Annotated in this window: 17 protein-coding genes; 11 read left to right on the top strand and 6 right to left on the bottom strand. The window is 39.2% G+C overall.

Annotated features, from left to right (window positions below):
- The first annotated feature begins 38 nt into the window (after positions 1-38).
- Positions 39-935 carry a LysR substrate-binding domain-containing protein gene (locus HMPREF0106_RS08950; RefSeq protein ID WP_008021299.1) on the top strand — a complete coding sequence of 299 codons (897 nt, stop codon included), beginning with the start codon at positions 39-41 and terminating at the stop codon, positions 933-935.
- Here the strand turns inward: HMPREF0106_RS08950 and HMPREF0106_RS08945 are convergent, their stop codons facing one another.
- On the bottom strand, positions 936-2657 hold the full coding sequence (locus tag HMPREF0106_RS08945) for an ATP-binding protein (protein ID WP_032851498.1): 1722 nt from the start codon (positions 2655-2657) through the stop codon (positions 936-938).
- 321 nt (positions 2658-2978) lie between these two features.
- Positions 2979-3623 carry an HU family DNA-binding protein gene (locus HMPREF0106_RS08940; protein ID WP_009040392.1) on the bottom strand — a complete coding sequence of 215 codons (645 nt, stop codon included), beginning with the start codon at positions 3621-3623 and terminating at the stop codon, positions 2979-2981.
- A gap of 715 nt (positions 3624-4338) precedes the next feature.
- Here HMPREF0106_RS08940 and HMPREF0106_RS08935 point away from each other — a divergent pair.
- The 4 genes from HMPREF0106_RS08935 (at position 4339) to HMPREF0106_RS08920 (ending at position 8711) form a co-directional block, all read left to right on the top strand.
- Complete coding sequence (locus HMPREF0106_RS08935) at positions 4339-5721, top strand: BACON domain-containing protein (protein WP_009040394.1); 1383 nt, start codon at positions 4339-4341, stop codon at positions 5719-5721.
- A 170-nt stretch (positions 5722-5891) separates the two neighbouring features.
- Positions 5892-7157 carry an ATP-binding protein gene (locus HMPREF0106_RS08930; RefSeq protein ID WP_009040395.1) on the top strand — a complete coding sequence of 422 codons (1266 nt, stop codon included), beginning with the start codon at positions 5892-5894 and terminating at the stop codon, positions 7155-7157.
- 64 nt (positions 7158-7221) lie between these two features.
- A complete protein-coding gene (locus HMPREF0106_RS08925; RefSeq protein WP_009040396.1) occupies positions 7222-7596 on the top strand; it encodes a YccF domain-containing protein in 375 nt (124 codons plus the stop codon).
- A 122-nt stretch (positions 7597-7718) separates the two neighbouring features.
- Positions 7719-8711 carry a YeiH family protein gene (locus HMPREF0106_RS08920; protein ID WP_009040397.1) on the top strand — a complete coding sequence of 331 codons (993 nt, stop codon included), beginning with the start codon at positions 7719-7721 and terminating at the stop codon, positions 8709-8711.
- A 120-nt stretch (positions 8712-8831) separates the two neighbouring features.
- Here HMPREF0106_RS08920 and recA read toward each other — a convergent pair whose 3' ends face one another.
- The 4 genes from recA to HMPREF0106_RS08900 all read right to left on the bottom strand — a co-directional run bounded on the left by recA (position 8832) and on the right by HMPREF0106_RS08900 (position 12944).
- On the bottom strand, positions 8832-9866 hold the full coding sequence (gene recA, locus HMPREF0106_RS08915; protein ID WP_004312516.1) for a recombinase RecA: 1035 nt from the start codon (positions 9864-9866) through the stop codon (positions 8832-8834).
- Between the two features lie 26 nt (positions 9867-9892).
- Complete coding sequence (gene bcp / locus HMPREF0106_RS08910; RefSeq protein WP_004312515.1) at positions 9893-10348, bottom strand: thioredoxin-dependent thiol peroxidase; 456 nt, start codon at positions 10346-10348, stop codon at positions 9893-9895.
- A 28-nt stretch (positions 10349-10376) separates the two neighbouring features.
- Positions 10377-11570: a saccharopine dehydrogenase family protein gene (locus tag HMPREF0106_RS08905; RefSeq protein WP_004312514.1), complete on the bottom strand. Its 1194-nt coding sequence runs from the start codon at positions 11568-11570 to the stop codon at positions 10377-10379.
- Positions 11571-11660: 90 nt separating this feature from the next.
- Positions 11661-12944, bottom strand: coding sequence for a hypothetical protein (locus HMPREF0106_RS08900; protein WP_009040398.1), 1284 nt, complete (start codon positions 12942-12944; stop codon positions 11661-11663).
- Between the two features lie 145 nt (positions 12945-13089).
- Between HMPREF0106_RS08900 and HMPREF0106_RS08895 the strand changes: the two genes are divergently transcribed.
- The 6 genes from HMPREF0106_RS08895 to HMPREF0106_RS0124900 all read left to right on the top strand — a co-directional run bounded on the left by HMPREF0106_RS08895 (position 13090) and on the right by HMPREF0106_RS0124900 (position 19424).
- A complete protein-coding gene (locus HMPREF0106_RS08895) occupies positions 13090-13878 on the top strand; it encodes an META domain-containing protein (protein WP_004313951.1) in 789 nt (262 codons plus the stop codon).
- Between the two features lie 326 nt (positions 13879-14204).
- The gene (dnaK, locus tag HMPREF0106_RS08890) at positions 14205-16118 is read left to right on the top strand and encodes a molecular chaperone DnaK (RefSeq protein WP_009040399.1); all 1914 of its coding nucleotides are present in this window, start codon (positions 14205-14207) and stop codon (positions 16116-16118) included.
- Positions 16119-16327: 209 nt separating this feature from the next.
- On the top strand, positions 16328-16888 hold the full coding sequence (locus tag HMPREF0106_RS08885; protein WP_009040400.1) for a helix-turn-helix domain-containing protein: 561 nt from the start codon (positions 16328-16330) through the stop codon (positions 16886-16888).
- Entirely contained in the window at positions 16885-18135 is a 1251-nt protein-coding gene (locus HMPREF0106_RS08880; protein ID WP_009040401.1) for a site-specific integrase, read from the top strand. Before HMPREF0106_RS08885 ends, HMPREF0106_RS08880 begins: the two co-directional genes overlap by 4 nt.
- An 81-nt stretch (positions 18136-18216) precedes the next feature.
- Positions 18217-18516: a hypothetical protein gene (locus HMPREF0106_RS0124895; RefSeq protein WP_032851466.1), complete on the top strand. Its 300-nt coding sequence runs from the start codon at positions 18217-18219 to the stop codon at positions 18514-18516.
- 8 nt (positions 18517-18524) lie between these two features.
- A complete protein-coding gene (locus HMPREF0106_RS0124900; protein ID WP_157133812.1) occupies positions 18525-19424 on the top strand; it encodes a hypothetical protein in 900 nt (299 codons plus the stop codon).
- Positions 19425-19751: the final 327 nt, after the last annotated feature.

Raw genomic sequence — 19751 nt, forward strand, 5'->3', positions numbered from 1 at the left:
TTAATCGCTAATCACTAATAAGTTAATCACTATTTTCCATGTCCGATTTTCGTTTAAAAGTATTTCAGAGCGTGGCGAAGAATTTAAGTTTCACGAAGGCTTCGCAAGAGCTGTTTGTCAGTCAGCCTGCTATCACTAAGCACATTCAGGAACTGGAAGCTTATTATCAGACTCGTTTGTTCGATCGTCAGGGCAGTAAGATCTCGTTGACTAAGTCCGGAGAACTATTATTGAAACATAGCGAAAAGATTTTGGACGATTATAAACAGTTGGAATATGAGATGCATTTGTTGCATAATGAATATATCGGCGAACTGAAACTGGGTGCCAGTACTACGATTGCGCAATATGTACTTCCTCCTTTGTTGGCGGATTTTATAGCCAAGTTTCCACAAATCAATCTTTCTTTGATTAATGGAAATTCCCGGGGAGTGGAAGCTGCTTTACAAGAACATCGGATTGATTTGGGATTGGTTGAAGGTATCTTCCGTTTGCCTAATCTGAAGTATACTCCATTTTTGCAAGACGAACTGGTTGCCGTGGTTCATACCCATAGTAAATTGGCTGTTTCGGATGAGATCGCTCCGGAAGATTTGCCAAATATCCCCTTAGTTTTGCGGGAGAGAGGTTCAGGAACGTTGGATGTGTTTGAACGTTCCCTGTTACGCCATAATTTGAAACTATCTTCTTTGAATGTATTGATGTATCTCGGTAGTACGGAGAGCATCAAGCTTTTTTTGGAACATACAGATTGTATGGGAATTGTTTCTATCCGTTCTGTTTATAAGGAACTGGTTGCCGGTAATTTTCGTGTGGTTGAGATAAAAGGAATGCCCATGCAGCGCGAGTTTAATTTTGTGCAACTGCAAGGGCAGGAGGGAGGTTTATCTCAAGCTTTCATGCGATTTGCCGGGCATCACAGTAAGAGTTTGTAATCAAACCTCTTCCATACGGACTAATTCCCAGCCGCAGAATTGTATGACAATGCAGTGAAGTTGAGTTCCCTGACATAGTTGGCGGACTTTCGGACCGGCAGCATAACCATGAATTTGTTCAACGGCTTCCTGCCATTGTGCGGTGCCTTGGGTGTCGTATTTTTCTTTCGGCAGATATTTTAATTCCAAGATATAGCTATGCGCTACTTCTGCGTAACGTTGCAGATCGGGCATTAGAAACATATCGCAAAAGCCGTGATTCAGTTCTACTTCAGGCATTGTGAGGTAGTAGGCGTTCACGCTAAGGTAAGCGGTGAAGAATCCCTGAATGTTACGTTCGCCCTCAATGCTGCTGCGTACGGAAGTATTCTCCTTATAAGCTTTGGCTATGAATTCCAATGCCGGTCGCCATTGTCCGTCAAAAGCCATATCATTGAATAAAATCTCTATATCTATCAGGTTGATATAATGGTGATTCTGATATTCTTCCAGGATATATTCATAATATTGTTTACGGACATTCGTGTTGGGAATTCCCAGGATAGTCAGATTTCCACGTGTTCCGATGATAGTTAGCATACCATAATAAAATAATAGACTGGGGAATATTTCCGGATTCGTAATTTGATCGGCAGAAAAAGACTGGTATAGGTTAGTCATGATTTTCCCTTCTTCGGCAATTCGTTTGATAACACCTTTGCGGTTACCGTCAAGACGGTCAAGTTGAATCAGTTTTTTCATCTTATTGTAGTCTGTACGGGTATTAGGATCAATCATTTGTTCAGGGGATTCTCCTAACTGAATTCGATTACGTAGGTAATAGAGTACCATGTCGCAATTAAACATTTTAGGATCTGATTTTAGACTTTGGCGAGCAAAACAATAATTATCATACCATGGCTTCATCTCCTGAATCATTTCTTCAATGTCTCCTTGTAACTGCCCTGCTTCCTGATAATATCGGAGCATAGTACGTACGTCTTCTTCAGAAAATCCCAGCATTTGATTAAACAGTGGATTAGTGCTGATGTTCCAACCTATGTTATATCCGCTTGACAAGTCATCCAAAGTTACGGGGCTGACCCCAATCATGAATATACGGTCGAACATTCCTTTATAATTTTTGAAGGCATCTCTGTAGAATCCGCTGGCATGGGTGATGGCGTGGTATATCTCATTTCCTTTCTCGTTGAGTACGACGTTCGTGAAATTGTCATACTCATCTATAATAAGGTATAGGGGATACCCTTGACGGCGTGCTTCATCGTCTAGTATATGCAGTTTATCAATCCCTTTTTCCGCTGTGCTGAAGCGCTCAATAAACTCATCCGTGTAGTATTCACGATAACGGTTCAGAAAGCCATCCAGTTGCACTGCGCTATACGAATCAAATCTTTGTGGCAGTTCATCAATGTTGCCGCCAATCTTGGAAAAGTCAAGATAAAGCATCTGATATTTGCCTTGAAGCGGAGTTGTATTCTGCCCGATCCAGAGATTCCCGAAAAGTTGCTGGAACTTATCTTTCTGTGAAAGGTCATAATATGAACGAAGCATGCTTAGTAGCAGGCTCTTGCCAAAGCGTCTTGGACGGATGAATATCAGATAGTTGGCTTGATCTTCCAACATGGGGATATACATTGTTTTATCCACATAATAGCGGTTTTGCGTGATTACATCCTCAAAATTGGACATACCATAAGGAATTCCTTTTATTGTTCCCATAACTTTTTCAGATTGTTTCTTCTTGTTTTCCAAACAATTAATTACCAAAGATAGTTTTTTTGAAATGGATATTCCATTCTTTTGCGCTTATTTTTTATCTAATTATAAACGCAGTTTTTAACGTCAGGGATTATCTTCTACTAGAAAAGAAAAAACGTTTTTATTTCTCATATTCTCATGATTTCGCATTAATCAGCATATAATCAGTGAATTATAGTATGAGAAATGTTTTTAATAAATCGCATTTCTCATCATTTCCGGGTGAAATAAGCCTTAAAAACAGTTATTTCTCATACTTTTTTTAAGTCATTTCTCATACTATTATTGCCCTTCTTCGACTATTTTCTTCTTTGTATATACCCTATGTGTTCCTCTTCCGGTGATTTCTATTCCCGAATCGGGTTGATGTCCCCATTGTCGCAGTTCAGTGGTTGCTGCTGTTTGTAGTAATCCGGTTAGTTTCCGATATTCCCAAACGGTCAGGAAAGGATGTTCGTCCAGATACTTTAGGGCTAATGCCAGTCGTTGTTCCGGTGTGAATTTATTCGAGGATTTTTGCTTTTTCCAAGGAGCTCTTTCCAACCGGCATCTTTCGCTGATATTTCTTACCATTTCCCTGTCTACCCGGAAATTGACGCCTCCTATAAAAATACTTTGTGCGTTGCGGTGTTTTCCACCTTCTTTCGCATCTTCCCGTTCCTTATCTCTGCCTAAGGTGAGCGATGGAGTGAATGTACCTATCCCGTCTATCTTTACCGAACGTCCCTCTGCCATCATGTGTGCCATTTCAATAGCTGTCTGAAGCAGTACGCCTTCTATGTCTCCGGCACTGAAGCCGCTGACATCGCCCACCCGTCGTGCCAACTCTTTTATGCTTGCATTGTCTATCCGTGCAAACTTCGGATATGTAATTCTTTTGCCCGTCTTTCGTATGTCGGGCATCTCCTCCATAATGTATCGTGCCATACTATCTGTTGTTTAAAGTATTAATAGATAAGTTCTTTTCTATTGGAAGTAAACTTCCTTTCCTCTAATAGAAAAGTTCCTTTGGGTTAAATGTAAACTGTAAACGGAAGTTTTGTTTTTATAAATGCAACTTGCGTTTATAAAAATGAAAGTTCTGTTTTTATAATCAAAACTTTCATTTATAGTTTGCTATTACACAAAGGTAAGTTATCTGTTCGTCAAAAGCAAGTTTATCAGTAATAAAGAATAATTTATTTGTTAATAGATTGGGAGAGGAGTAATAATGAATGAGATAAAGAGTAATGATGGACTGATTCTGAAAGGTAGTTGATTGATTTAATAAGGTTGAGAGTGTGTTTGTCTTATCTCTTTTTCTGTATTTGGATGAAAGATTCCTTTGCATATCTTTGTGTTTATAATAAAAAATCATACATTTGTGAACAAAGTCTGTAGTGATGGACTTTTATATATTTATTTAAAGAAGAAATTGTAAGAAGCGTTGTGCTTCATTCTTGTTTCTGAAAACCTAGGAAATTTTCAAAACGTACAAGAATGGCATAGTCGGTTCTCACGTCGTATAGGCGTGGGTCTGCTGTCTATTCATTTGTACGTTTGGGTTTTCCTAGGACCTTCAGAAACAAGTGAGAGCACGCAGTTCCGCGCTTTCTGTTTTTTGTAATATTCCGGGGGAACGCGGAATGCAAATTTTTTTAAAATGACGAAACTAAAGAAAAGCTTATTTTTAGCTTTATTGACCATTGGCGTAGCAATGGCAAGTTGCAGTGATGGAGACGACGAATCTTCAAAAACAATTGAACTGACTGGAGGTACACAAACCACGCAAACAGTCTTTGCCGACGAAACGACCCTAAACAACGGTATCAAATTCACAGCTACCGAAGCATGGACGGCTACTATTACTGAAGTAGCAACCACCAAAGCGGCTGCCGGGCGTGTGGATTGGGTGGAATTGAGTGCTTATTCGGGAGGTGCGGGTGAATTTACATTGACCATGACGTTGCAACCGAACTTGACGGGACAGAGCCGCAAGGCTGAAATCCGTATTGTTTGCGGAGATACCACGATTGTGATTGTTATAGAACAGAAAGGAACAACGCAGGACGGTACTCTCCAAAAAATGATTCGTAAAGTTATTTACGAATACACGGACAATGAGGACGAGTATAAATCTTCGAATGAATATAAAAGTTATGAGTTTAAATACAATTCATTAGGAAGAATTGCCGAATGTGTAAGAAAGAACGGGCCCGATGCGAGTGAGGCAAATCTCAAATATACTGAAACGATTGCTTTCGACTATACGATAGCCAATGAAGTCCGCATTCAAAACCGGCGGATTTATCATGATGGAACAAGTAGTGACGGAGAGATTGAAAAAAGCACAGTCATGTTGAATGAGCAAGGATTTGCAACCCGTATCACATTTCCGGAGGATTATGTAGGTTTTGAATATAATGCTGATAATCGTTTGTCGAAAATAGACAATACAAACACAAAGGATGATTACGATAAATTTTGGATGACATTGGGTTATACAGACGGTCTGCTGACAAAAACCGTGTATCATGAAAACTATCATGAGGACGAAGTTTGGGAATATACCGTAGACGAGCTTTATCCCAATCGTTATGCAAATGATAAACTCAACATTGATCCTAACGGTTTCCTGTTGGATATAGATGACGATTATCAGATGCTTTATATTATGCGTCTGTTTGGTAACGGCTCAAAATGCTATCTTGAGAAAATAGATTATGAAATGGACGGTGAAGGGAGGCCGGAATGGATCTATACAACACCGAATAAAACGGTTCATGAGAATTATACTTATACCAAATACACTGAAACAGTCCATCCTGTTGTATATGCGTTTGATAATAACGGCTATGTCACAACTATGAGCTGGAACGAACCGTTTAAAAAAATACGTGTGGATTATGATGTCATTGTAGGAAATACGCTTAAACGCCCTGGGTATCCGGAATACGGTTATGAATACACGACTACCAACGAAAGAGAAACAGAGGTGGAAACCAATAAGAATATCATTAAATATTCATTTCATTATAATAAATGATTCATAGGAAACAGATAATCAATCATTAGTTTCTATGGCAAAACCATACTTCCGAACCGTGTTTAGCGGTTCGGATTTTTTGTATATATGAAATAAATAATGGTGTATTTTGTTTTGTATATGAAACAAAAAATCTATATTTGAATTCTGTATATAAAACAATACCTGATATGAATAAGGAACAAATAAAGCAAATAATTGGTGAAAATCAAGAGTTTGTGAAGGATATAACATTTATGGAACGTCCTTTTACTTTTGAGGATGCGGGTAATTATGTGTTTTTAGGTATTCGCCGGGCTGGAAAATCCTATTTGATGTATCAGCGGATACACCAACTTCTGAAAAAAGGGCATACGATAGAAGAAATACTATATATCAACTTTGAAGATGAACGTTTTATCGGCTTGAAATCGGAAGAGTTGGACGATATAAAATTGGCATACGAAGAGACTTTTCCCTATCAGCCTATTTTCTTCTTGGATGAGATACAAGTTGTAGACGGGTGGGAAAAGTTCGTTCGTCGGTTGGTAGATAAAAAATATCGTGTATATGTGACTGGAAGTAATGCGAAGATGTTGAGTAGTGAGATTGCTACGACATTAGGCGGGCGTTTTCTTATTCAGGAGGTATATCCGTATTCTTTTCGTGAGTTTCTTCTTTCGCAGGATATAATCTTAAAAACAAACTGGCTTTATACTCCAAGTTTACGTAATGAAGTGGTGCGCACTTTTGATGCTTATTTTTATAATGGGGGATTTCCTGAATTGATAGCATTTAAAGATAAACGTTCTTGGTTGAGCGGGCTTTATCAGAAAATATTCTTTGGTGATCTGGTGGCCCGTTATGCACTACGTAATTCGGATTCGATGAGTTTGTTGGTGAAAAAACTTGCTGAAAGTGTCATGCAACCCTCTTCTTACAATCGACTTAAAAATATAGTATCTTCAGCGGGAGAGAGCGTGGGGGTGCGAACAGTTATTGACTATGTGGGATATTTGGAAGAAACTTGGCTGATATTCAGTATTGAAAATTATGCAGCTCGTTTTGCGGAAAGAGAGAGTAACCGGAAATACTATTTTATTGATAATGGCATTTTGAATCTGTTTATCTTTAATCCGGAAACTTTGTTGTTGGAGAATTTAGTAGCTGTCTCTTTATATAGAATGGTTGGAAAGGAGCTATATTTCTATAATCAAAATGTAGAAGTTGATTTTTATATCCCTGATCAGAAATGGCTTGTTCAAGCATCATATAATATTTCTGATACTCAAACTTTTACTCGTGAAGTAAATGGGCTTTTGAAAACAGCAAAGTTCTTAAAGGCGGAGAAGTTACAAATTGTGACTCGTAATGAAGAACGTACGGTGGAACAGGATGGTTTTACAATAGAGGTGATTCCCATTTGGAAATGGATGATAATGCTAGAGAATAAGTGACATCAGGGTAAAGTGGATGAGACAACAAAAAGAAAATTGGAAAAATAACTAATACAATTTATATATGGGCTGTTTAATGAATTTATTGTGGTTGTTGCTTGGTGGTATCTTTATTGCTGTTGAATACCTCATCTCAAGCATATTGATGATGCTTACCATTATTGGTATTCCGTTTGGTATGCAAACCTTGAAACTGGCAGGACTTGCTTTGTGGCCTTTCGGTAAAGAGGTAAGAAGTGGGAATCACTCTGGCGGTTGCCTTTATATATTGATGAATATCCTGTGGATATTTTTGGGTGGCATTTGGATCTGTCTGTCCCATTTGGTTTTCGGGGCTATATTATGTATTACTATCATTGGTATTCCTTTTGGCTTACAGCACTTTAAATTGGCAGCTTTGGCATTATCACCTTTTGGGAAAGACATTATAACAGTGTAAGAGTAGTTGTAGGGAAGCGTATGCTTATAATTAAAAGTTATAATGCATAATTAGAAACTATTGGCGGGTCTTGATTGTTTACCGTACCTTTGCACCCGGAAAACAATTAAAGATAAAAAGATATGATTTCAACAGCTACAAAAACTTTGCAGGCAAATAATAAAATGATTTATGTTGCACTGCTTTCTACTCTGACTTTCTTTCTTTTTTTAGACTATATTCCAGGATTGGAAGCATGGTCGGCTTGGGTAACTCCTCCGGTTGCTTTGTTCCTCGGACTTATTTTTGCATTGACATGCGGACAAGCACATCCAAAGTTTAATAAGAAAACCTCTAAATATCTGTTGCAATATTCAGTTGTAGGATTGGGATTTGGTATGAATCTTCATTCTGCTTTAGCTTCCGGTAAGGAAGGTATGGAGTTTACGGTCATTTCGGTGATCGGAACCTTGGTAATAGGTTGGTTTATCGGACGTAAGTTGTTCAAGATCGACCGTAATACAGCTTATCTTATCAGTTCGGGAACCGCTATCTGTGGTGGTAGTGCTATCGCAGCAGTGGGACCAGTGTTGAAAGCGAAGGACAGTGAAATGTCTGTGGCATTAGGTACAATCTTTATCTTGAACGCTATTGCACTTTTCATTTTCCCTGCCATTGGTCATGCATTGAATATGGATCAGCAACAATTCGGAACATGGGCGGCCATTGCTATTCATGACACCAGTTCTGTAGTAGGTGCAGGAGCTGCTTATGGCGAAGAAGCATTGAAAGTGGCAACCACTATTAAACTTACCCGTGCGCTTTGGATTATCCCGATGGCTTTTGCTACTTCCTTTATTTTCAAGAGCAAAGGACAAAAGATAAGTATTCCATGGTTTATCTTCTTCTTCGTGTTGGCATTGGTAGTAAACACTTATTTGCTGGATGGAGTACCACAATTGGGAGAGGCTATTAACGGTATTGCCCGTAAAACTCTGACGATTACCATGTTTTTCATCGGTGCTTCTCTTTCTATTGATGTATTGAAAGCAGTTGGAATAAAGCCTTTGGTTCAAGGAATTTTGCTTTGGGTAATAATCAGCTTGAGCACATTGGCATACATTTATTTTGTATAAGAGGAAAAAAGAGAGAACTATATAAAAGAGAAAAAGGTGGGAGAATGATCGTAGTAAACGACTTTCTCCCACCTTTGTTTATTCAGTTTTAGCCTGCGGATAAAGCAGAATTAAAGCAAATTATTTCTTCTTCAATTCTTCGAAGATCAATCCTTCCAGTTCTTCAGCCAGTTCAGGATTATCCATGATGCATTGCTTAGCGGCATCACGTCCTTGTCCTAACTTTGTGTCGTTGTAGCTATACCATGAACCACTCTTCTTGATGATTCCCAAGTCAGCACCCAAATCGATGATTTCTCCGGAATGGGAGATACCTTCACCGAACATGATGTCAAATTCTGCTTTGCGGAAAGGAGGTGCTACTTTATTCTTCACCACTTTCACCTTAGTCAGTTTACCGAGAATCTCTTCGCCATCTTTGATCGGTTGGCTACCACGGATATCCAGACGTACAGAAGCGTAGAACTTCAAAGCGTTACCACCGGTTGTTGTTTCCGGGTTACCGAACATAACACCGATCTTCTCACGCAACTGGTTGATGAAAATACAAGTAGTACGTGTCTTGCTCACAGCAGCTGTCAACTTACGAAGAGCCTGCGACATCAAACGTGCCTGAAGGCCTACTTTGTTGTCACCCATGTCGCCTTCGATTTCCGCTTTAGGAGTCAGTGCAGCTACAGAGTCAATAACGATGATGTCAATAGCAGAAGAACGAATCAGTTGTTCCGCAATCTCCAACGCCTGCTCGCCGTTATCCGGTTGAGAGATATAAAGATCATCGATATTTACGCCCAGTTTAGATGCGTAGAAACGGTCGAAAGCGTGTTCGGCATCAATAAAAGCAGCGATACCGCCGGCCTTTTGTGCTTCAGCAATGGCGTGGATAGCCAATGTTGTTTTACCGGAAGACTCCGGGCCATAGATTTCGATGATTCTACCTCTAGGGTAACCTCCAACGCCAAGTGCCACGTTCAGGGCAATAGAGCCTGTCGGGATCACTTCTACTTGTTCAACACTATCATCACCCATTTTCATGATAGAACCTTTACCGAAGCTCTTTTCTATCTTTTCCATGGCAGCCTGTAAGGCTTTTAGTTTTTCGCTTGATGCCATTTTATTATCTGTTTCAAAATTAAGTTCGTCTTTTTTTGCCATACCTTATTCTTATATAATTAATGGAGTTATTGATTTAAAATCTGTGAGGCATGTTCTTTGGTTTTCACTTCTTTGGGAGTGATAATCCGTTCTACGATTCCCTCTTCATTAATCAGGAAAGTAGTGCGGAAAGTACCCATGTAAGCACGTCCGTACAGTTTCTTTTCTCCCCATACTCCAAATTCTTCTACTAACTTTTTGTCAGTGTCAGCTATCAGAGTGAAAGGAAGATTGTTCTTTTCGATGAATTTCTGGTGCGACTTTTCATTGTCTACGCTGACACCGATTACTTCATAGCCGGCTTTACGTAGTTCGGAATAGTTGTCGCGCAGGTTACACGCTTGTGCGGTGCAACCTGATGTACTGTCCTTTGGGTAGAAGTACAACACAATTTTTTTTCCTTTATAAGCACTTAAACGGATTTCTTCGCCTTTCTCATTGATACCCAAGACTTCCGGTGCTTTATCTCCTACGTTTATCATAACTTTCTTTTAATGAATAGGTGTACGCTTATAATTCCAAATCCTTGTCGAACTCTTCATGCCAGGGAAGACCTTGCTTATTGAGTTGTTCCATGAACGGATCCGGATTGAATTCTTCTACATTGTTTACACCCGGACGATTCCATTCGCCTTTGAAGAACATCATGGCTCCAATCATTGCCGGAACTCCGGTGGTGTAGCTTACTCCCTGCATACCGGTTTCCTGATAAGCTTCCTGGTGACTACAGTTGTTGTATACATAGTAAGTACGTTCCTTACCGTCTTTCAGACCACGGATACGGCAACCGATAGAAGTTTCTCCTTCGTAGTTTTCTCCTAAATCCTGCGGGTTAGGCAATACAGCCTTCAAGAATTGCAATGGTACAATCTTCATTCCGTTGTAATCAACCTCGTCGATTCGTGCCATACCGATGTTTTGGATAACGCGTAAATGAGTTAAATACTCCTGTCCGAAAGTCATCCAGAAACGTGCACGTTTGATAGTCGGATAATGTTTCACCAAAGATTCCAGTTCTTCGTGATAAAGAAGATAAGAGTCACGCGGACCGATGTTCGGGTATGTCAGGTCTTTATGGATTTCCAGCGGACCGGTAGTTACCCATTTGCCATTTTCATAATAGCGTCCGTTTTGTGTAATCTCGCGAATGTTGATCTCCGGATTGAAGTTTGTAGCAAAAGCCTTATGATGGTTACCTGCATTGCAGTCTACAATGTCCAGATATTGAATCTCATCAAAATAATGTTTAGCTGCATAGGCAGTATAGATACCGCTTACTCCCGGGTCGAATCCGCAGCCGAGGATAGCTGTCAGACCTGCTTCTTTGAAACGATCGTGATAAGCCCACTGCCAGCTGTATTCAAAATGAGCTTCATCTTTCGGCTCATAGTTGGCGGTGTCCAGATAGTTCACTCCGGCTTTCAGACAAGCTTCCATAATCGTCAGATCCTGATAAGGGAGAGCCACATTAATCACCATTTCGGGTTTGAAATCGTTGAATAAGGCTACCAGCTCCTCTACATTGTCTGCGTCAACTTTTGCTGTTTTTATATTGGGGTTACCTATTGCCTCGACGATTTTATCGCATTTCTCTTTCGTACGACTGGCAATCATGATATCTGTAAATACATCGGCATTTTGTGCCACTTTGTGTGCAACGACAGTGCCAACACCGCCTGCACCAATAATAAGAACTCTACCCATTTCTGTATTTAATGAATTATAATTTATGATTTATTGGTTTGGCAAATATACGTGATTATTTTCAGATAATCATTGCGCAGCTACTCCTTTTTATTTGTAACGTTGCAAGGTTCCGTTTTCGAATTCCAGCGTTTTGCCATTGTAGAACCAGGTTTCGAAACGACTGTCTTTTTTCAGCTCGATTTCTATCGGATCACCAATGGATAAACGACATTCTACCGTACTCATCCCTGCCTCTAAATCTCCCCGGGAGATAATCTGCCAACGGCTTTCTGTAATGCCCGGATATTTTTTATGTATATCCTCGAATCCGAAAAAGTCCTCGATATAATTATCATTTTTGACAATCACGTCATATTTCAGATCTGTTTCCAATTCGTAGATTGCCCCGTCCCTGTCCGTTAATGACAGAGTAGCCAGGCTGCCGGGAGGAGATAATTTAATCTCTTTTATTTGCAGAACCGTATATCGGGGCAAGTGAACACGTGATTCGGTCTGCTTATCTTCAAAAGATACGATTCTTTTGGCCGGCAGCATCTTTTTAGGATAAACGGTCATTCCCAAGTATTTATTTTTCAGGCTTTCAATAGTACCCAGACTCTTATTAGTGAAACTGAATGCATTTGAAAAATATTTCATTCTCTTTTCGCCTTGAAAATCATTCAGGTCCATGCCGGAGTTTGTTCGCGAGAGAGCGACTTCCAGATAATAAGAATGTCCCTGTGTATCTTTGAATACGATTTTCACTGGATATGCCTGACTGCCGACTCCAATAGCGGTAATTGTAGCTTCCGTATTGACAGGAATTGCTATATCCCGATAGCCGGAATAATTGTTGGCATCGTCTACCCGGGCACTTTCAGATTGTATATAGACTGTTTTTCCTACTAACAACTCTTTGGCAGTATCTACATCTTTCAGATAAACCAATCCATTGATACCGGCACGGGGAGCCTTCTCGCAAATCTCGTCCAGCCTCATGTTCTTTATGTCATAATAATATTTTTCTCCCTCACATTCGAATACGAAGCGAGTGGAATAGTTGGTCCCGGTTGATATATTTTGAGCCTTCTCTTCTGTTCCCGTGAAAGTGAGAATCTTGTGCTTCAGCAGGCTGTTGTCTATTCCTTTGTCGGTGTCGTAGCTGGAAAGAGTAGGAAGGAACATGTTCCGTGTAGAAGGAACAAACATAAACTTCATTCCGGGTGTCCATTTACACAGCGGTTGCAGTGGAAAGTTATTCTTGATGAATTGTTCTTCTTCACCTACAGGGATTTCCTGCGTGGAAGGAGTAGTGACAATGTAATCACTTTGAGCTGTGATAGGACACGTGCCACAACAGAATAGAATTAAAGACAGGACAATTATTCTCATATTTGTTTACTTTAAGTGAACTATGTAAATTGTTCGTTTGTTGTATATCTATTGGCAAATGTATATATTTTATGTTGTATTGGATGTTATTTTCCAATCTTTTTGATATCTTTGCCCCCGATTTTAACTTAAACGTTATAACAATATGAAGAAAGTATTTGTTTCAATTTGCATTGCTGGTGCAGCACTTGCAATGTCTTCGTGCCGTTCGGTTGAGAAGGCAATCCCCCTGTCATCTATCAATGGTGAATGGAATATTATAGAAGTCAACGGCTCGAAAATTGCTCCGGGCGAAAGTAGAACCCTTCCTTTTATCGCTTTTGATACAGCGACCGGTCGTGTGTCCGGCAATAGCGGATGTAATCGTATGATGGGCAGTTTCGATGTAAATGCGAAGCCGGGAAGCCTTGAACTTACAGGGATGGCTAGTACCCGAATGATGTGTCCGGATATGACTACTGAAAATAATGTATTGAATGCTTTTGCGCAAGTAAAAGGATACAAGAAGGCAGGTAAAGATAAGATGTATCTTTGCAATTCGTCCAACCGTCCGGTTGTCGTTCTACAAAAGAAGGAGGCTGATGTGAAACTTTCAGTTTTGAATGGAGAATGGAAAATTAAAGAAGTGAATGGTGAAGCAATTCCTTCCGGTATGGAAAAACAACCTTTCATTGCTTTTGATGTGAAGAAAAAGACCATTCATGGCAATGCCGGATGTAATTTGATTAATGGTGGTTTTGAAACCAGTACAAGTAATGCCAAATCTATTTCTTTCCCGGGAGTAGCAAGCACAATGATGGCTTGTCCTGATATGGAAACAGAAGGTAAGGTGCTGAAAGCTATCAATGAAGTGAAATCATTCGATGTGTTGTCTGGTGGTGGCATTGGTTTGTATGATGCAAACGGTGCATTGGTCATCGTGCTGGAAAAGTAATAAAGAAGAGTTATATATAATAGGATATGCCTGTGTCGCATTTGACGATACAGGCATATTTTTTTTCCTTTATCGAACCAGAGCCGCCTGTATTTGTTTAAAGAAACAGTTACTGATTGGCTTTGAATATGACTATGTCAGCAGTGTTTATTTATTAAAACTGTCTTTTTGGCAGATATTATGTCATGCATTCGTATAATTTCCTTTTGGCACACGGTTTGCTTTTTAATAAGCGTCCGTTCGCGGCGAAGCTCCCTGATAAGAGCAGAGAAACAACCGGACAAAAAGAAATCATTGAATAAATAATAAATAAAAAAATAACGATCATGGGAAAAATTATTGGTATTGACTTAGGAACTACAAACTCTTGTGTTGCCGTATTCGAAGGTAACGAACCTGTAGTAATTGCAAACAGTGAAGGTAAGCGTACAACTCCTTCTGTTGTCGCTTTCGTTGATGGTGGCGAACGTAAAGTGGGTGATCCTGCAAAACGTCAGGCTATTACGAACCCTACACGTACAATCTTCTCTATCAAACGTTTCATGGGTGAAAATTGGGATCAGGTACAAAAAGAAGTGACTCGTGTTCCTTATAAAGTAGTGAAAGGTGACAACAACACTCCGCGTGTTGACATCGACGGACGTCTGTATACTCCGCAGGAAATCTCTGCAATGATTCTTCAGAAAATGAAGAAGACTGCCGAAGACTACCTTGGACAGGAAGTAACAGAAGCAGTCATCACCGTTCCTGCTTATTTCTCCGACTCTCAACGTCAGGCTACAAAAGAAGCCGGACAGATTGCCGGTCTGGAAGTAAAACGTATTGTAAACGAACCGACAGCCGCAGCTCTTGCTTACGGTCTGGATAAGGCTCACAAAGATATGAAGATTGCTGTATTCGACCTTGGTGGTGGTACATTCGATATCTCTATCCTCGAATTCGGTGGTGGTGTATTTGAAGTACTTTCTACAAACGGTGATACTCACCTTGGTGGTGACGACTTCGACCAGGTAATCATCAACTGGTTGGTACAGGAATTCAAGAACGATGAAGGTGCTGACTTGACTCAGGATCCGATGGCTTTGCAACGTCTGAAAGAAGCTGCTGAAAAAGCTAAGATTGAGCTTTCTTCTTCTACAAGTACAGAAATCAACTTGCCGTATATCATGCCGGTAGGTGGTGTGCCTAAGCACTTGGTGAAGACTTTGACTCGTGCAAAATTCGAATCTCTGGCTCACGAATTGATCCAGGCTTGTCTTGAACCATGTAAGAAAGCAATGAGCGATGCAGGTTTGAACAATGCTGATATTGATGAAGTAATCCTTGTTGGTGGTTCTTCACGTATTCCGGCTGTTCAGAAGTTGGTAGAAGATTTCTTCGGCAAAGCTCCTTCTAAAGGTGTGAATCCGGATGAAGTAGTAGCTATTGGTGCTGCTGTGCAGGGTGCTGTTTTGACAGACGAAATCAAAGGTGTAGTATTGTTGGATGTTACTCCGCTGTCAATGGGTATCGAAACACTGGGTGGTGTAATGACTAAGTTGATCGACGCTAACACTACCATTCCGGCTCGTAAGAGTGAAACATTCTCTACTGCTGCTGATAATCAAAGTGAAGTTACGATTCATGTATTGCAGGGAGAACGTCCGATGGCTGCCCAGAATAAATCAATCGGTCAGTTCAATTTGTCAGGTATTGCTCCGGCTCGTCGTGGTGTTCCTCAAATTGAGGTTACATTCGATATCGATGCGAACGGTATCTTGAAAGTATCTGCTAAAGATAAGGCTACCGGTAAAGAACAAGCTATCCGTATCGAAGCATCCAGCGGTTTGAGCAAGGAAGAAATCGAAAAGATGAAGGCTGAAGCTGAAGCTAATGCTGAAGCAGATAAGAAAGAACGTGAAAAAATCGATAAGCTGAACCAGGCTGACAGCGTAATCTTCCAGACTGAAAATCAGTTGAAGGAATTAGGTGATAAGTTGCCTGCTGATAAGAAAGCTCCGATTGAAGCTGCTTTGCAGAAGTTGAAAGATGCTCACAAAGCACAGGACTTGGCTGCTATCGATACTGCTATGGCAGAAATCAATACTGCCTTCCAGGCTGCAAGTGCTGAAATGTACGCACAGGGTGGTGCACAAGCTGGCGCACAGGCTGGTCCTGATATGAACGGTGGTGCTGGTCAGCAAGATAATAGCAAGCACGGGGATAATGTTCAGGATGCTGACTTTGAAGAAGTGAAGTAAGTATCGGTAAACAACGATAACTAAAAATAAGAATATAGGGTGTAACTTAATGAGTTATGCCCTATTTCTTTTTATATCACTTTTCTGTAACTTTGCTTGTTATTCGAATCTTTATTGTATATTTGTACCATAATTGTTCCGCGATAAAAAAGTAGATAATGTGCGATAAAATAGATGAGGTTGAAAAATAATATAAAATAACTAGTTGTATGCCAGCAGCAAAGTTTGAAATAAAGCGTAAATGCCAGATTTGTGGAGAAGAGTTTTTAGCCAAAACGATAGAGTCTTGGTATTGCTCCCCTCGATGTTCTAAAATTGCTTGGAAACGTAGGAAGGATGAAGAAACAAGGAACTTAAAGTTAGATGAAGTTGTGAAAGGTATTCCTAAAAACCAAGACTATATCAAGGTCTCGGAAGCCTATGCGTTATTTGGAATTAGTCGTGATACATTGTATCGTTTGATTCGCAAAGAAACCATTAGTCATATAAATCTTGGAACGAATCAAATCCGAGTAAGTAAAGCAGAACTAATGAAACTCTATCCTCTCCGAAAGAAAGCTCTCACAAAGCCAAAGCCTATTGTCAAACTTTATAGTCTGGAGCCGAAAGACTGTTATACCATTGGAGAAATCACAGAGAAATTTCTTGTGAATGAAAGTACTGTTTACCTCCATATACGCAAATATTCGATTCCTACTCGTCAGATAGGTAATTTCGTGTATGCACCCAAGAAAGAAATTGATAACTTATATAAAGGTATGAAGCGATGAAGAAAGCATTAGTAAACACACGAGTGTCGGTAAAGCTCCGTAAGTCTGAATATCGTGATGAGTGGTATCTTTATGTGGAATCTTACCCAGTATTCCAATCCGGTAAAGATACACCGCAAAGAGTACGTGAATATCTCAATCGTACCATTACGACACCTATTTGGGATAAGTCTCGCAATGCCAGAACTAATGCCGATGGCAAAACCACTTATAAGCCAAAGCGAGACCTGAACGGTATTATACAATGCAAGTCTCAATTAGACCAAGAATCATGTATCTATGCCGATAAGGTAAGAAGCCTACGGCAAAAGGAATATGACAATGCGGCTCTTTATGCCGATACCGATGCTGAACAGGCAGAACAATTAGAACGCTCCCGAAGCAATTTTATCGAATACTTCGACCATGTGCAACGAACAAGACATGCCCATAGTTCTGATTCTATCATTGTCAACTGGAGGCGAGTTCATGAGTTGTTGAAGATATTTGCAAAAAGCGATACCATCCTCTTTTCGCAAATAGACATAAAGTTGGTAGAATCGTTCCGTCAATTCATAATGAACGCACCGCAAGGTGGTACTAAGCGAGGTACAATATCTCAAAATACAGCAGCGACTTATTTTTCAATCTTCAAAGCCGGATTGAAGCAAGCATTTATAGACGGCTACTTGACTATTGATATTTCTGCGAAAGTCAAAGGTATTCAGGAAAGGGAAAGCCGGAGAGAATATCTCACAGTAGAGGAATTGAACCGACTGGCTCAAACGCCTTGTGACCCATTACTGAAACGTGCTGCTCTGTTTTCTGCTTTAACAGGAATCCGTCACTGCGACATTCAAAAATTGAAATGGTCGGAAGTAGAAATGTTCAATGGAGGCTATCGACTGAACTTTACCCAACAAAAGACAAAAGGTGTTGAATATATGCCCATTTCAGAGCAAGCATATAGTCTTTGCGGAGAACAACAGGAAGGAGAACTTCTTGTGTTTGCCGGACTACCCGACCCCTCATGGATAAATCGCCCTGTCAAGAGATGGGTTGAAGCAGCCGGAATATCCAAACACATTACATTTCATTGTTTTAGGCACTCGTATGCGACCCTGCAACTGGCTGGAGGTACTGATATTTATACAGTTAGCAAAATGTTGGGGCATACAAACGTAAAGACAACCCAAGTGTATGCAAAGGTTGTTGATGAAAAGAAAGAGAAAGCTACAGAAACCATTAAATTGGATTTATCTATGTGAGAATAGATTTTATTATCTATCATATATAAGCATTTAGTTCAATAGTAATATAATATTATAACTATAAGAATGAAATAATTTATGAAAGAAGATTTGTTATTACCTGTATGTCAAAAACTATATGCGGCTCTTGCTAGTCTGGAAAGATTTGGTAAGGGGCAAGATTTATATGATAACATTGCTTGCATTGATAGTTTTTTGTCTGAATATCGTAATGTTACTTTCGTTCTGCAAAAATCTTTAACACACACTGGCTATATATCTTTATATGAAAATCTTCGCGATAAATATCTAAAAAATGACCAATGTTCTTGGTTGGTAAAGAAACGCAACGAAGTGCTTAAAGAGAGACCTTTTTCTTTAGAGAAAAAATCATATTGACTATCTATTTGGCACATACAGCAGGTGTATTTCATTCTGAATCTTATACTATAGAGGATGAAGTTAATTATGAATCATTAATAGAATCTGTCAAGACAATCATTTCTAATATTTCTGCTATTGAAGTATTTTTTTCTGTTGAATTCGTATATAAGGAAATAGCTTTAGATGTAAATTTATTTGATAGTATAAATTATGGTATAGAAGTACTTCTGTCTTTAATTGTAGAATTGGATAAAGAAATTGGCAATGAAGTGTCTCCAATGCCTAAAACTGTTCAAAATAAGATTGAAAAACTACTTTTTCACCGTATTCCAAAAGATACTTGGTTTATTGATGACTATGTTTACTATCGAGAAAATAATATTTTTGAGAAAGGTGAACGGTTGGAATTAGTTACACCATTTAAAATAGGTGTTAAATACATTGATTTTTGCAAATTACTTCACATAGAGAAAAAAGGAGATTTTATTCAAGAAACTTTCGAAGCATTTAAAAAGATGCATATTATATCTTTTTCTAAGCAAAAAAAGATTATGCCAACATTCTTGATCTTAAGCGGAGATGGAGTCTTATCTATGCTCATGTATGATGCATCTATCAAAACAACAACATATAGAAAGATTAATGAAATTGCAGCAGAAATAAGGGCAGGAGCAAATATTGCAGCAGTTTTTTATGTAGGAGAAATGATATACTACAATGATATCAATTTGTTGAATTTAGATTATAGACATAGAACAAAACACATACATTCAGAATTACTCTCATTTGATTTAATAACAAAAAATGATTCTGCTCAATATTTGGTTAGTAAAGAAGCCATTATTGAAAACTCAAAGGACTGTTTATTTCCCACTCTGACAAAAGTTAAAACTAAAGATGGTTCTTCGTTTATATATCCATAATAAACGCATTTTTAGAAGTCCAAAAGAAGAAAGAATAATATTAACCAATTGCAAATAGAGTGCTATAAGCTTTTATCGTTTCAATGTTTTCAATAAACATAGCCATCTGCGTAGAATTTACATGGGTGGCTTTTTATTTTTATCTACGGTCATTTCTTGTGATTGCCTTATTATTCCTATATGATAGGCGACACTACCATAAAAATCCGCTACTGATATTCTCCACTACTTACATTGATAATCAACATGTAATCCTTATGACAGTTATGTTTCGTTGCTGTCTTTTTATGTGATGTATTACACCATAAAATCAGTATTTGAAATCAC

The sequence above is a fragment of the Bacteroides sp. D22 genome, assembly GCF_000163675.1.
Lineage (GTDB): Bacteria > Bacteroidota > Bacteroidia > Bacteroidales > Bacteroidaceae > Bacteroides > Bacteroides xylanisolvens.

Bases quoted from the DNA above. Each gene is read 5' to 3' on its own strand.
- HMPREF0106_RS08950 (WP_008021299.1), top strand. From the start codon at position 39: ATGTCCGATTTTCGTTTAAAAGTATTTCAGAGCGTGGCGAAGAATTTA.
- HMPREF0106_RS08945 (WP_032851498.1), bottom strand. From the start codon at position 2,657: ATGGGAACAATAAAAGGAATTCCTTATGGTATGTCCAATTTTGAGGAT.
- HMPREF0106_RS08940 (WP_009040392.1), bottom strand. From the start codon at position 3,623: ATGGCACGATACATTATGGAGGAGATGCCCGACATACGAAAGACGGGC.
- HMPREF0106_RS08935 (WP_009040394.1), top strand. From the start codon at position 4,339: ATGACGAAACTAAAGAAAAGCTTATTTTTAGCTTTATTGACCATTGGC.
- HMPREF0106_RS08930 (WP_009040395.1), top strand. From the start codon at position 5,892: ATGAATAAGGAACAAATAAAGCAAATAATTGGTGAAAATCAAGAGTTT.
- HMPREF0106_RS08925 (WP_009040396.1), top strand. From the start codon at position 7,222: ATGGGCTGTTTAATGAATTTATTGTGGTTGTTGCTTGGTGGTATCTTT.
- HMPREF0106_RS08920 (WP_009040397.1), top strand. From the start codon at position 7,719: ATGATTTCAACAGCTACAAAAACTTTGCAGGCAAATAATAAAATGATT.
- recA (WP_004312516.1), bottom strand. From the start codon at position 9,866: ATGGCAAAAAAAGACGAACTTAATTTTGAAACAGATAATAAAATGGCA.
- bcp (WP_004312515.1), bottom strand. From the start codon at position 10,348: ATGATAAACGTAGGAGATAAAGCACCGGAAGTCTTGGGTATCAATGAG.
- HMPREF0106_RS08905 (WP_004312514.1), bottom strand. From the start codon at position 11,570: ATGGGTAGAGTTCTTATTATTGGTGCAGGCGGTGTTGGCACTGTCGTT.
- HMPREF0106_RS08900 (WP_009040398.1), bottom strand. From the start codon at position 12,944: ATGAGAATAATTGTCCTGTCTTTAATTCTATTCTGTTGTGGCACGTGT.
- HMPREF0106_RS08895 (WP_004313951.1), top strand. From the start codon at position 13,090: ATGAAGAAAGTATTTGTTTCAATTTGCATTGCTGGTGCAGCACTTGCA.
- dnaK (WP_009040399.1), top strand. From the start codon at position 14,205: ATGGGAAAAATTATTGGTATTGACTTAGGAACTACAAACTCTTGTGTT.
- HMPREF0106_RS08885 (WP_009040400.1), top strand. From the start codon at position 16,328: ATGCCAGCAGCAAAGTTTGAAATAAAGCGTAAATGCCAGATTTGTGGA.
- HMPREF0106_RS08880 (WP_009040401.1), top strand. From the start codon at position 16,885: ATGAAGAAAGCATTAGTAAACACACGAGTGTCGGTAAAGCTCCGTAAG.
- HMPREF0106_RS0124895 (WP_032851466.1), top strand. From the start codon at position 18,217: ATGAAAGAAGATTTGTTATTACCTGTATGTCAAAAACTATATGCGGCT.